Annotated in this window: 8 protein-coding genes; 2 read left to right on the top strand and 6 right to left on the bottom strand. The window is 46.7% G+C overall.

The window, feature by feature from the left end:
* Positions 1 to 24: 24 nt before the first annotated feature.
* Together ABDV94_RS05505 and ABDV94_RS05500 are read left to right on the top strand one after the other, a co-directional pair.
* The gene (locus tag ABDV94_RS05505; protein WP_343605481.1) at positions 25 to 306 is read left to right on the top strand and encodes a hypothetical protein; all 282 of its coding nucleotides are present in this window, start codon (positions 25 to 27) and stop codon (positions 304 to 306) included.
* Entirely contained in the window at positions 303 to 3,134 is a 2,832-nt protein-coding gene (locus ABDV94_RS05500; RefSeq protein ID WP_343605480.1) for a PKD domain-containing protein, read from the top strand. Before ABDV94_RS05505 ends, ABDV94_RS05500 begins: the two co-directional genes overlap by 4 nt.
* Positions 3,135 to 3,293: 159 nt before the next feature.
* Here ABDV94_RS05500 and ABDV94_RS05495 read toward each other — a convergent pair whose 3' ends face one another.
* The 6 genes from ABDV94_RS05495 to crtD form a co-directional block, all read right to left on the bottom strand.
* Positions 3,294 to 6,410: a CusA/CzcA family heavy metal efflux RND transporter gene (locus ABDV94_RS05495; RefSeq protein ID WP_343605479.1), complete on the bottom strand. Its 3,117-nt coding sequence runs from the start codon at positions 6,408 to 6,410 to the stop codon at positions 3,294 to 3,296.
* Between the two features lie 10 nt (positions 6,411 to 6,420).
* A complete protein-coding gene (locus tag ABDV94_RS05490; protein ID WP_343605477.1) occupies positions 6,421 to 7,518 on the bottom strand; it encodes an efflux RND transporter periplasmic adaptor subunit in 1,098 nt (365 codons plus the stop codon).
* A gap of 1 nt (position 7,519) precedes the next feature.
* Positions 7,520 to 8,770 (bottom strand): TolC family protein, encoded by a 1,251-nt coding sequence (locus ABDV94_RS05485; RefSeq protein WP_343605475.1) that lies wholly within the window; start codon positions 8,768 to 8,770, stop codon positions 7,520 to 7,522.
* A gap of 70 nt (positions 8,771 to 8,840) precedes the next feature.
* The gene (locus tag ABDV94_RS05480; RefSeq protein WP_343605473.1) at positions 8,841 to 10,193 is read right to left on the bottom strand and encodes an ATP-binding protein; all 1,353 of its coding nucleotides are present in this window, start codon (positions 10,191 to 10,193) and stop codon (positions 8,841 to 8,843) included.
* Complete coding sequence (locus ABDV94_RS05475; protein WP_343605471.1) at positions 10,190 to 10,879, bottom strand: response regulator transcription factor; 690 nt, start codon at positions 10,877 to 10,879, stop codon at positions 10,190 to 10,192. Before ABDV94_RS05475 ends, ABDV94_RS05480 begins: the two co-directional genes overlap by 4 nt.
* 97 nt (positions 10,880 to 10,976) lie before the next feature.
* Positions 10,977 to 12,443, bottom strand: a complete 1,467-nt coding sequence (gene crtD / locus ABDV94_RS05470; protein WP_343605470.1) for a 1-hydroxycarotenoid 3,4-desaturase CrtD — start codon at positions 12,441 to 12,443, stop codon at positions 10,977 to 10,979.
* Positions 12,444 to 12,517 lie beyond the last annotated feature (74 nt).

Below are 12,517 nucleotides of genomic sequence, written 5' to 3'. Positions count from 1 at the left end.
ATTTGTAAAATAATTCATTACACTATGAGATTACTACTACTAGCGTCAATAGCTTCGGCTATCGGTGCGGCTACTACTTACGCACATGCAGCAGCTGTGCATCGCACACCTGTGTATCGGATTGGGATGTCTGATACATTGTCTCCGGACTCACTCCAACTACTTTACAGGCAAATTGACCAGCTTTCGGTATTTGATCTGAAGAAAGTACGGGAATCGTATATCTATCGGAACAGGACTCAGCCTTCCGATCAGAACAAACGGATCTTATTGTATGTCGAAGAACGAATAAAGGGTGCGCAATGAAAAAGCTGATCTATTTCTTTGTGTTCATTCTGATCAGTTTATCGGGATACACACAACCACCTTGTGGCTCCAATCCGCCGGCCGGGAATACCTGTGCCACAGCTACTCCGATTTGTGAATTGAACGGATATTGCGGGAATACGTCCTCGAGTTACACACCGGATGCCTGGGGTTCTACGGGATCACTATTCGGATGTGGATTCCTGGGATTGAGTTCCTGCCCGGGAACCGGATTATTGGCACAATTCTGCGGATCGGTTGAAAATGATTCATATTTGACTTTTGTTGCATCATCTTCAACGATTTCGTTTAATGTTTGGGTGTATAATTCGACGTACGGCGACGGAATTCAGATCATGATTTTCTCCGCCAGCAGTTGCTCCGGGAACGTGACGTCATACTATTGCAATCAATTGGCACCTTCGTCAAGCGCACAAACGGTTTCAGCTTCCGGGTTGACTCCGGGAAACACCTATTACATTATGATTGACGGATTTGCCGGGGACGTGTGTAGTTACACTTTTGCGGCCAATACGGGGGTTTCGATTCCGGTAGATGTGACGCCTGTTACAACGTCAGTCTGTGCGGGGCAATCCGTGACTTTAACAGCAACCGGAGGAAACGGGACTTATACCTGGAATGCTTCACCAAATCTCAGCGGAACGACCGGAGCAACAGTCACAGCGACCCCTCCGTCCACTCCGGGAACGTATACTTACACGGTGAATTCTTCCGGAGGAAACTCCCTTTGTCCGTCTTCGACGGCTGCTACCGCCACGATCACGGTCACGCCTTGCGGCGGATGTACGGTTACAGCCGGGAACAGCGGGGACGTGTGCGAAGGAACGCCAACTTTTAACCTCACGGCTACCAATGTGGCGGGAGCAACCTTCAATTGGGTAGGGCCCAACGGCTTTTCTTCCAACGTTCAAAACCCGACATCCGTTCCGGTTCCGGCAACGGCGGGTTCGTATACCTACACTGTTACGGCAACCGTTGGTGGTGTTCCGTGTACTTCGACAACTACACTGGTGGTGAACCCAACACCGACGATTACTGCTTCTGTTACCAGTTTGTGTGTAGGAGCAACGACCACTTTAACCGGATCGGGGACAGCGCATGCATCTACACCTTGGGCATCTTCCAATACTGCTGTTGCGACCGTTTCTTCTACCGGAACTGTTACGGCAGTAGCACCCGGAACAACCACGATTACTTATATGAACTCGGGATCTTGTACGCAAACGCAGGCAATTACCGTAGTGGCAAACCCGACTGCAAGTATTTCCGGAACGGCAACGATTTGTCCGGGAACGAGTACCTCGCTTTCGTTTACCGGAACACCGAACGCAACGGTGACTTATCAGGCCGGAGGAACCAATCAGACTATTTTATTGGATGCTGCCGGAAATGCGACGCTTGCTGTTTCACCGGCAAGCACAACGGCTTATTCATTGGTGAGCGTACAGATTAACCCGCCGGGCGGATGCAGCACGACTGTTTCCGGAACGGCAACGGTGACCGTTTCTGCTGTTCCTGCTGCTGATGCGGTTTCTTCGATCAATGTTTGTACCGGGGATAATGTGCTTGTTCCTGCCTTTACTTCAACACCAACCGGGGCTTCATTTGCCTGGACGAACAGCAATCCATCAATCGGACTGGCGGCAAGTGGCACGGGATCCATTGCTTCTTTTACAGGATTGAACACCGGAACAAGTCCGGACAGTGGAACGATTACGGTTACTCCAACGATGAACGGCTGTGTGGGATCGGATATGACGTTTACGATTACCATTACGCCGCCACCTGTTGCAAATGCAGGAACTGATGTGTCGTTGTGCCAGGGAGTATCAGGCGGAAACCAGATCGGACTGCCTCCAATTTCAGGGAACGCGTATTCCTGGTCTCCGGCGGGCGGATTGAGTGACGCAACAATTGCAAATCCGACCGTCAGTACGGCGGTTCCGGGAACAACGACTTATACCGTAACGGTAAGTAATGCCGCAGGATGCACGAGCACAGATGCCGTAACAGTAACCATTTTCGCATTACCGGTTGTGTCTTTCTCCAGTGATATCACGGCGGGATGTAACCCGCAATCGATCATTTTCACGAATAACAATGCCAATTCGGTGAATTGCGTTTGGAATTTCCAGGGATTCGGAACACAAAACGGATGCGGGCCGGTTACACAATTGTATAATGCCGCCGGAGTATTCGATGTGGGACTGACGATTACCGACGCAAACGGTTGTACCAATTCTGCTGTAAATACGGGAATGATTTCCATTTATCCGCAGCCGGATGCATCGTTCAGTGCAAATCCTACGCAAACGAGTATTGTGGATCCACATATTGTGTTCACCAATACGTCATCGTCTGCAACTACTTATGCCTGGAGTTTTGGTGACGGAACGACTTCTTCTCTGATGAATCCGTCACATACATTCCCGGAGACTCCGGGTTCGTACCAGGTGATGCTGTATGCATCTTCCGGCCCGTGTATCGACTCGGCGTGGACGACGATTGAAATCCTGGATGAGTTGTTTTATTTCATCCCGAACACATTTACTCCGGATGGTGATGCGTATAACAATGTCTTTTTGCCAATCTTCAACGATAGTTTCGATAAACAATCCTATACGATGCTGATCTTTAACCGCTGGGGCGAAATCCTCTTTGAATCACATGATTTGGCTGTGGGATGGGATGGAACCTACATGGGAGAACTATGTAAGGAAGGGCAGTATACCTACAAAATTGTGATCAAACATCGCAACAAGGATAAACGAATTGAAGTGATTGGGCACGTGAATCTCTTCAAATAGTGGTATCGACTCCGCTCAGTCTGCTATTTGAAGGTTTTATTGCAGGCTGAACGGAGTCGATGCCTGCAGCAAAAGAAAAAGGTCTGATCAATTCAATCGATCAGACCTTTTGGGTTAGTAAGCTACCACACTTACGTCATTTAGTGATTCTTACCCGGCTTATTTTGTTTTCGGGGCAAGTTTTTTCGTTTCTCTCAGGTGCAACGCTTTGTGATAAATAATCGGGAAGACCAGTAGCGTGAAGATGGTTGCTGTAACCAATCCTCCGATGATCACGATGGCCAGTGGTTTCTGACTTTCGGAACCGATTCCGCTGCTCAATGCGGCAGGAAGCAACCCGATAGCAGCCATCAGTGCGGTCATCATCACCGGACGTGTTCTGACTTTCACGGCATTGATAATGGCCTCGGTCAGATTATCGGTCGACTTGGCCTGCTTGTGAAATTCAGAGATCAGGATTACCCCGTTCTGGACACAAATTCCGAAGAGCGCAATGAAACCTACCCCGGCTGAGATTCCGAAGTTCATCCCGGTAATGTGCAACGCCAGGATTCCCCCGATGAGTGCAAACGGAACGTTGATCAATACATACGCGGCATCTTTTGCGTTGTTGAACATAATAAACAGGAGAATGAAAATCATAACCAAACTAATTGGTACTACCTGTGATAAACGCTTACTGGCACGTACCTGATTTTCAAATTCTCCTGTCCAACCTAATTTATATCCTGCAGGAAGTTTAATATGCGCATTGACATTGTGTTGTGCTTCGGCGATGGTACTTCCCAAATCGCGCTCACGGACAGAGAATTTCACCCCGATGAAACGCTTGGTATTGTCGCGGTAAATGAATGCCGGACCTGTAATTTGCCGAACGATTGCGACTTCTTTCAACGGAATGCGGTTTCCTGTAATTGTCGGAATCATCAGCATCAGGATGTCTTCTTCGTTTTTTCGGAAGTCCTTGTCGTAGCGGATGCGGATATCGAATTTCTTTTCGCCTTCGTATTTCTGCGTGGCTGTTTTTCCTCCGATTGCCATTTCAATTACCGCCTGGGCTTCTGATTTGGTGACACCGTAGATGGCCATTTTTTCTTCGTCCAGGACCACGCTCATTTCGGGCTGACCTACGTTCCGCAGAATACCTACGTCTTTGATTCCCGGAACGTCTTTGATCTGTGCGATCACCTGGTTTGCATATTCATCCAGTTTGTCGAGATCGTCTCCGTAAATCTTAATCGCATTGGAAGCTTTGATTCCCGCTGCGGCTTCTGCCACGTTATCGATAATCGGCTGGGAATAGTTGAACGTAATTCCCTGGTATTTGCTCAGGCTTTTGTCCATTTCATCCACAATTCCGTCAAGCGTGATTTTGCGCTTCCATTCTTCTTTCGGGTAAAGGTCTACCTGGAACTGAACGAAGTAGAACCCGTTCGGATCGGTTCCGTCGTTGCTTCGTCCGGTTTGAGACAATACGGCTTTCACTTCAGGGAACTTTTTCAGTTTGTCCCGCAGTTCATTCGTTAGTTTCACACTTTCGGTCAACGAGGTACTCATCGGTAATTCGGCAGTAACCCACAAGGCTCCTTCATTCAGCGGCGGAAGGAATTCTGTTCCCAGCCAGCGGGTCGAAACCATCGTTACTGCAAAACAGGAAATCGCGATCAGCAAAGTCAGTTTTTTGCGTTTGAAGGTCCACCGGAAACCGTTTCCGATGATGCGGCTCACAAAGCGTGTTACAAAATTGTCTTTCTCACGCACATTTTTGCGGAGCAGGATGGAGCTCATAACCGGAACGAGCGTCAGGGTAAAGATCAATGCTCCCAACAAGGCAAATCCAAGTGTCCAGGCAAGGGGGGAGAACATTTTTCCTTCTACTTTTTCGAAGGAGAAAATCGGGAGCAATGCAGAGATAATAATCAGTTTGGAGAAGAAAATGGCTTTTCCCATTTGGATTCCCGTGTTCCGGATCAATCCCAGTTTCGCCAGTTTGTTGAAGCGTTCCATCCCGATTTGATGCGCTTTGTGGTCGAGTGCGACGAAAATTCCCTCGACCATGACGACGGCTCCATCGATGATGATCCCGAAGTCGATTGCACCCAATGAAATCAGGTTGGCGCTCATCCCTTTCAATTTGAGCATGAAGAACGCAAATAACAGAGACAATGGAATAACGACTGCTACAACGACCGTTGTGCGCCAGTCCGCCATGAAGAGGAACACGACTACCGTTACCAATACGATTCCTTCCACCAGGTTGTGCATGACCGTTTCGGTACAGTAGGTCATCAGGTTGTCGCGGTCATAGAATGTTTCCATTTTGACATCCGCAGGAAGGGTAGAGGTGTTCAGTTCTTCGATTTTCTCTTTGACACGAGCCAACACCTCACTCGGGTTTTCACCTTTTCGCATCACGACGATTCCTTCTACGACGTCGTCACTTTTTCCAAGACCAACCTGTCCTACACGCGGAGCGCTGGATTCTTGGACCGTAGCCACGTTTTTCACCAGGAGCGGGTTGCCGTTGAAGATGTCGACAATTGTGTTTTCGATATCGGTTTTGTTGTCCAAAAGCCCGATTCCACGAACTACATATGCCTGTCCGTTTTTCTCGATGACGTCTCCACCGACGTTCAGGTTCGAACGACTCACCGCGTCATACAACTCCAGGGGCGTGAGGTCGTATTGCTGCAGTTTCACCGGGTCAACGGAGATTTCGTATATTTTTTCCTGTCCACCGAATGCCACAACATCTGCAACTCCGGCCACACTGCGCAATTCGCGGTCAATAGTCCAGTTTTGAATGGTTAACAAATCGCGTGAATCCCGGTCTTTACTGGTGAGAATGTAGCGGAATATTTCTCCTGTGGGGCCGTAAGGTGGCTGTACATCGGCATCCACACCGTCTGGGAGCTGGACGTTTTTGAGCAGGTTATTGACCTGTTGCCGGGCGAAGAAATCGTCTACGTCGTCTTCAAAAATGACTTTGATAACGGAGAGTCCGAACATGGTCACACTGCGCACATTGGTTTTCTTCTGCACACTGTTCATGGCAATTTCGATCGGAGTGGTCACAAAACGTTCCACCTCTTCCGCGCTTCGTCCGTTCCATTCGGAAACGATGATAATCTGTGTGTTGGTAACATCCGGGAAGGCCTCGATTGGAATCCGGATGTAGCTGATTACTCCTGCAATGACGAGCAATCCGACCCAAAAAAACGTGAAAAACCTGTTTTTGAGGGAAAATGAAAGAATACTTTTAATGAAATTGTTCATGTTTCCCGTTTTAATCGTTTAATGCGTCATAAATCAGCAGACCGTTTTTTGAAATGATTTTCTCTCCTGGTTTCAATCCGTTTTTGATGTAGGAAATGTCTCCCAGCTGTCGGTACACTTCCACTTCGCGTGTTTCGATATCGTGGCGGTTTTTGAAGACCATGATCCAGTATTTGCTTTTATCGAAAATGATAGAAGAAGAAGGAACGGTAACCATCTGCTGGTTTTCGGAGTAGTGTACGTCTACCGTACAGTTCATTTCCGGCTTCAGTTTGAAATCTTCGTTCGGAATAGAAATCCGGATTTTCATGGATTTCGTTTGTGCGTCGATTACGTTGTAAATTTTCTGGATTTTGGCGTAGTACGGACGATCCGGGAATGCAAGGGTTTGAACCGTTACGTCGTATCCTTCCTTGATTTTGCTGATGTCGATTTCATTTACGTTTGCAACCGCCCAGATTTCCTTGGTTTCAGCAATCGTGAACAAGGCTTCTGCATCTGTTGAACGCAATTGCTCATTCTGGAAAAGCGTTTTGGTGATCACGAAACCGCTCATCGGAGCTACAATGTTGTATACCGAACCCGATTTCAGGTTGTAGATCGAATAGATTTCGTTAATGCGCTTCAGTTCGGCTTTCGCCATTTCCAGTTCTTTTGCCGCAATGGTCACATCTCTTTCAGAGTTGAGTTTTCCACTAAACAAGTCTTTGGCAACCTGCAGGTTTTTCTCTGCGGTCGCTACGCCGTTGATCGCATCCAGGCGGTCTTTTTGAAACCCTGCGATCTCCACACTCTGGATGCTCGCCATGATTTGTCCCTGCTTCACGTAATCTCCCAATCCAACATGGATGGAGGTCACAACCCCGCTGAGAATCGGGTAGATTTGAGCCATTTTATTGTTGTCTGCTTCGATTTTCCCGAAGAGGCGGATGCTGTTTTTTACATCCTGGTTCTCTGCTGTGTAGAACTCACATTTTTTGAGCATGGCATCGCTCATAGAGAATGTCTCGATGTTTTCTTCCTGTTCTTTGCCGCCACATGCGCTCAAAATCATGACGCAAAGTGCCAGTCCGGCCTGAATACCCGTTTTATATCGCATTGTTTTCATCTTAATAAATATCTTTTCCGGTTAATAGATTGATTTGCTCGGCGGAGATGACCAATTGTGTTTTGATCCGTACCAATTCTGCCAGTACGTCGTTGTATGATTCGAAGAAGTCAATGAACTCAATGATCGACACGTTTCGTTTTTGAAAGTTGATGCTCATTCCTTCGACCGTTTTTTCGAAATCGTCGTTATACAACTGGCGTGATTTGTTGTATTCCGAAACCGTTTGAACATAGTAGGCGTAACTGTTATTGATCCGGCTCACAATTTCGTTTTCTTTAGCCTGGAGGTTGTATTGCGCTTCCTGCAGTCGGTATTGCGATGTTTTGATATTTCCGCGGTTCCGATCCCAAAGCGGCAGTGGAATTGCTATTCCGGCATTGACCTGGTTGTTGAAAGCACCACCTCGTTGGTCGTATGATGCAAACAGGTTGATATCCGGCACTGCGACCCGTTTCTGATAGCTCAGGTACTGTTCTGCCAGCACTTTATTTTGTTTCATTAAGAGCAATTCCGGCAAGTTTTGCTGCGCTGCGTTTTGCAGATCGCTTACAGAGGAAGGAGTGAGGTAGCGGTTCAGGTTTGCATCTGTTGAATCAGGCAAAATGAAGCTGCTCATCTGAAGCAGAATCTGCAAATCGGTCTGCGTTTGAATGTACTCTTTGAATAATTCCGCGCGGTCGTTGTTCAGCTGGATGTATGCCCCTCTCAAACGCACCACTTCTTTCAGCGCGATGTTTCCTTTATCTGCCTGCACCTGGTAAGATTTCAGCAGGGTATCGAGCAGATTCAGCTGCTTTGCATACTTTTTCAACAAGAAATCCTGCTGTCCGATCGTGTACAAGTCACTGTGAAGGCGAAATTTGAGTTCGCGTACCAATTGCTGAAATTCTAACTCGGCAATTCCGGAGTTGGTTTTCGCAATTTCGATTTCAGCACGTCTTTTTCCTCCCAGGATGATCAGCTGTTCCAGTTGAAAGGACTTTTGACCGGTATTCCCGACATGGAATGCCTTGTTGTTGTCCGGATCATAGGCATTCAAATCTGCCGTGAAAATGGGATTCGGATAAACTTTCGCCTGAAGAATCTGTGCCCGCTCCGCTTCGATGTTCATGGAAGCCGCCAGGAGGTAATAGTTCTTTGCTAAAAAAATACTGTCAGCTTTCCGCAAACTGAGGTGCAGTGTATCTTGTGCAAACAGTCTGGCTGAGACCAGAAGTATCAGGAATAGTGATGATCCTACTTTTTGCATGTGTTTGGATTTAAAGTACAAATTAACTTTTTAGCACCTTAAAAACAACTTAAAATGGGTAAAAATTACCTTAAGGAAGGGTGATGCGGAAGCGGTTGGTGTTCCTGGAAACGGTCTCGTAATCGATTGATCCTCCGTGCATCGTAATGATTTTATTGACGAAGACCAGTCCTAATCCAAAACCTTTTTTTCCGGTACTGTTCTTTCCGCGGAAGAAATGTTTGAAGAGGTAATTGACTTCCTGTTTGGTCAATACTTTGCCTTTGTTTTCGAAACTGATTTCGAGTTGTTCCCCGCAGTTGATTCGTATTGCTGCCTGACCATCGGAGCTGTAGTGAATGCAGTTTTCCATCAAATTGGAGAGCGCGGCTTTGATCAGACGGGAATTCCCCGTGATCTCCAGGTGGTTTTCATCAACCGGTTCTTCGTAGTCTACTGAAAATACAAAATCGGGAGCAACGTTTTTTAAACTGTCCGAAATATCAAAGATCAGTTCATCGATGCGGAAGCGCTCGGTAAAGGAATCGCGCGATGTTTCCGTTTTGGCAATTTCCAGCAGCGAATTGATGATTTCACTCAAACTGCGGGTATCTTCTTTCTGGTTTTGGATTAAGCGTTTGATTTCCTCCGGATCGGTTTCCTTTTCGATGCGTTCAAAATTTGAAACCAGGATGGCAATCGGGGTTTTTAACTCGTGTGAAATGTGGTGGATGGCGTGTTTTTGAAACGCAAAGGCGTCATTCATCTTGAGCATCAATTCGTTGAAAACGTTTGCAAGCACTGCAATTTCATCGTGTGTATCTACAAAAGGAATCGGTGCGGGTTTGGCATCAAAGTCATATGTCCCGATCCGGGCGGTGATTTCTTCCAGCGGTGTGGTGATTTTACGCGAAATGTAGAAGCAGACCAATACAATGATGATCGTGATTCCGACAAAGGTCAGCAGCAGTACGTATTTCAAAAAGCGGAGTTTCGAGTAGCCGAAATCGTCGTATGCCTTGCTGATTCCGTAGTAGACTTTTCCTTTTCGCTGGATGTAGATTCCTACCACGTCGTAGAGTCCGTCTTTGGTTTCGATCCACTTGTTTTTGGGATTCAGGTGAATGAGGATGTTTTTTGACACCGGAACCGGGATGTCTACGATGTTGGAGTAGATCAGGTGCTTATTTTTGTTGAAGATCAACAGTTTTTCGTTGTACAACTTGTTGATGTTGATCTGATCCATCGCGTGGATGATATCTTCATCGGTTTCTTTGATGTCCGACAAGAACTCCAGGGTGGACGAAATTTTTTCTTTCTGGCGCATCTGGAAACTTTCTTCGCGCTGTTCCGAAAAAATCAGGTACACGGCAATGAAAGCCACAGCGGTAATCGCCGGGATAATGAGCGAAAAATAAAGCAATATTTTTTTGCGAATACTCATTCGGAGTCAAAATAGTAACCGTAACCGATTTTTGTTTTGATGCTTTGTTTGCCAAAAGGTTTATCGACTTTCCCTCTCAAAAAATTGATGTATACTTCAATGGTATTGGTGTTGGCATCGACAATATTCCCCCAGATTTCTTTCACCAGGTCTTGTTTGGAAACCAGTTCTCCCTTGCATTCAACCAGCTTTACCAAAATTTGGAATTCGCGTGGAGTCAGTGCAATTTCTGTTCCCTGCCGGCTTACTTTTTTTGTTGCACGGTTGATCACAATATCGTCTGCGACCAGTGACGTATTTTCTTCCGAACCTCTTCCGATACTCTCACTGCGCTTGATCAGTGATTGAATACGGAGTAGAAGTTCCCGCATGTAGAACGGTTTGGTGAGGTAATCATCGGCCCCGGAATCGTAGCCGTGAACCTTGTCTTCCAATTCGTCGAATGCGGTGAGCATAATGACCGGGGTGTGTTTGTTGAAACTCCGGAACCCGGTGCAGACTTCATACCCGTTTTTCCCGGGAAGATTCACGTCCAGGATCACGCAGTCGAATTTCTTTTTCCGCAGCAGCTTTTCTGCAATAATCCCGTCATAGGCAAATTCGACCTGCATGTGTTCTTCCAGCAGTGCATCGCTGATGTTACGGCTGAGAATGGCGTCGTCTTCGATTAATAAAATGCTTTTCACAGGAATTTGAATTATCGGAATTGAAATGTTGGTTCTGCCAAAATAAGGATTTTGCCTTGAATTACGAATTACGAATTTTTTGATTCGTAATTTGGCATTAGGAATTCGCAATTAAATCTGTGGTGATTTTCGCAGAAAGCAGGCACAAGGGAATTCCTCCTCCGGGATGAACACTGCCACCGGCGAAGTACAATCCGTTGATTTTACTAAAGTTGGGATGTCGGAAAAAAGCGGCCATCCGGTCGTTGGAACTTGCGCCGTAAAGTGCTCCCGCAAAGCTGTTTGTTCGTTCCGCAATGCGTACCGGATCAAGAAAGTCTTCAGTTTCGATGAGGGATTCTATATCTGTTTGCAAGATGCGGTTGATTTTCCGGATGCATTGTTCGCGAACCTGTAAACGCAGTGCTTCCCAGTCTTGCCCCTGATCGCTTGGAACATTGACCATGATAAACCAGTTTTCGTGTCCTTCGGGTGCGTCTTGGGGAACAACTTTCGATGAAACGTGGATGTAAATCGTCGGATCTGCATATACGGACTGCGTTTCGAAAATGGCTTTGAATTCTTCCGGATAATTTTCGCTGAAGAGAATATTGTGGACGTCCAGCTGCGGAAATACCTGTTTGATTCCCCAGTAAAAGATCAGGGCAGAGCTGCTGGGCTCCTGGTTCATGGTCTTTTGCGGTGCTTTTTGTGCCGGAATCAATTGGCGGTAGCTTTGCTTGACATCGCAGTTGCTGATTACCACATCGGCCGGATAGAATTCCTTTTCGGTTGTAACTCCTTTCACTTTCTTCCGGTCGGTTTCAATGGCAGTAACGCGTTCATTGAGATGAAATGCGACACCACAGTCCGTTGCTAGTTTTACGCAGGCAGTCAAAATTTGATGCATCCCTTCTTTGGGGAAAAACGATCCGATTCCGAATTCGAGGTGGGGAATGCTGTTGAGCACTCCCGGAGCGTGGTATGGATTTGAACCGTTGTAAGTTGCAAAGCGGTCGAAAAGCTGGATCAGTTTCGGGTGATTCAGTCGTTTGTGATTGACCGCGTGCATGCTGTCGAATAAATTCAGTTTCCGCATGGACGAAACTGTTTTCAGAATGTCGCGTGAAAGGTAGGTACTGAATTTGTGCAGCGATTTTTCGAGGAAAGAATGCCGGGTGTTTTCAAAAAGATATGCGCTGTGTTCCAGGTACTCTTGTAGCGGTTGTGAATCTACATCCAGTTTCTCGCGCACTTCCCGGAAGAGCTTTTCCCGGTCGGCATAGGTGTGAAGAACCGTTCCGTCTTCGTAGAAGTAATGACACAGGGTTTCGAGTTTTTGATAATCGAAATAAGCTCTGGGGTCTTTCCCGTGCAACTCAAACAATTCGTCGACCAGGTGGGGAAGTGTGAAGAGGGAAGGTCCGGCATCAAAGCGGTAGTTTCCGAGTTGAATGGACGTAAGTTTTCCGCCTGCATACGCATTGGATTCGATCACCGAAACGGAATATCCTTTTTTTGCCAGGCGGACTGCACTTGCAATTCCTGCAATTCCCGCACCGATGACGACTGCTTTCTTTCCCATGATTTAAAAGTAGTCATTTCCTCATTTCTTAACCGAAGTCAACGAAAAATGACAGGACCCTGATTTAGTTTTGT

The organism is Fluviicola sp., assembly GCF_039596355.1.
In the GTDB taxonomy this organism is placed as follows: domain Bacteria; phylum Bacteroidota; class Bacteroidia; order Flavobacteriales_D; family Crocinitomicaceae; genus Fluviicola.
Note: the sequence above shows the minus strand (reverse complement) of the source record. Positions and strands in the feature narration are given on the sequence as shown.

Excerpts from the sequence above, each read along its gene's own strand:
- ABDV94_RS05505 (WP_343605481.1), top strand. The coding sequence starts at position 25 with ATGAGATTACTACTACTAGCGTCAATAGCTTCGGCTATCGGTGCGGCT.
- ABDV94_RS05500 (WP_343605480.1), top strand. The coding sequence starts at position 303 with ATGAAAAAGCTGATCTATTTCTTTGTGTTCATTCTGATCAGTTTATCG.
- ABDV94_RS05495 (WP_343605479.1), bottom strand. The coding sequence starts at position 6,410 with ATGAACAATTTCATTAAAAGTATTCTTTCATTTTCCCTCAAAAACAGG.
- ABDV94_RS05490 (WP_343605477.1), bottom strand. The coding sequence starts at position 7,518 with ATGAAAACAATGCGATATAAAACGGGTATTCAGGCCGGACTGGCACTT.
- ABDV94_RS05485 (WP_343605475.1), bottom strand. The coding sequence starts at position 8,770 with ATGCAAAAAGTAGGATCATCACTATTCCTGATACTTCTGGTCTCAGCC.
- ABDV94_RS05480 (WP_343605473.1), bottom strand. The coding sequence starts at position 10,193 with ATGAGTATTCGCAAAAAAATATTGCTTTATTTTTCGCTCATTATCCCG.
- crtD (WP_343605470.1), bottom strand. The coding sequence starts at position 12,443 with ATGGGAAAGAAAGCAGTCGTCATCGGTGCGGGAATTGCAGGAATTGCA.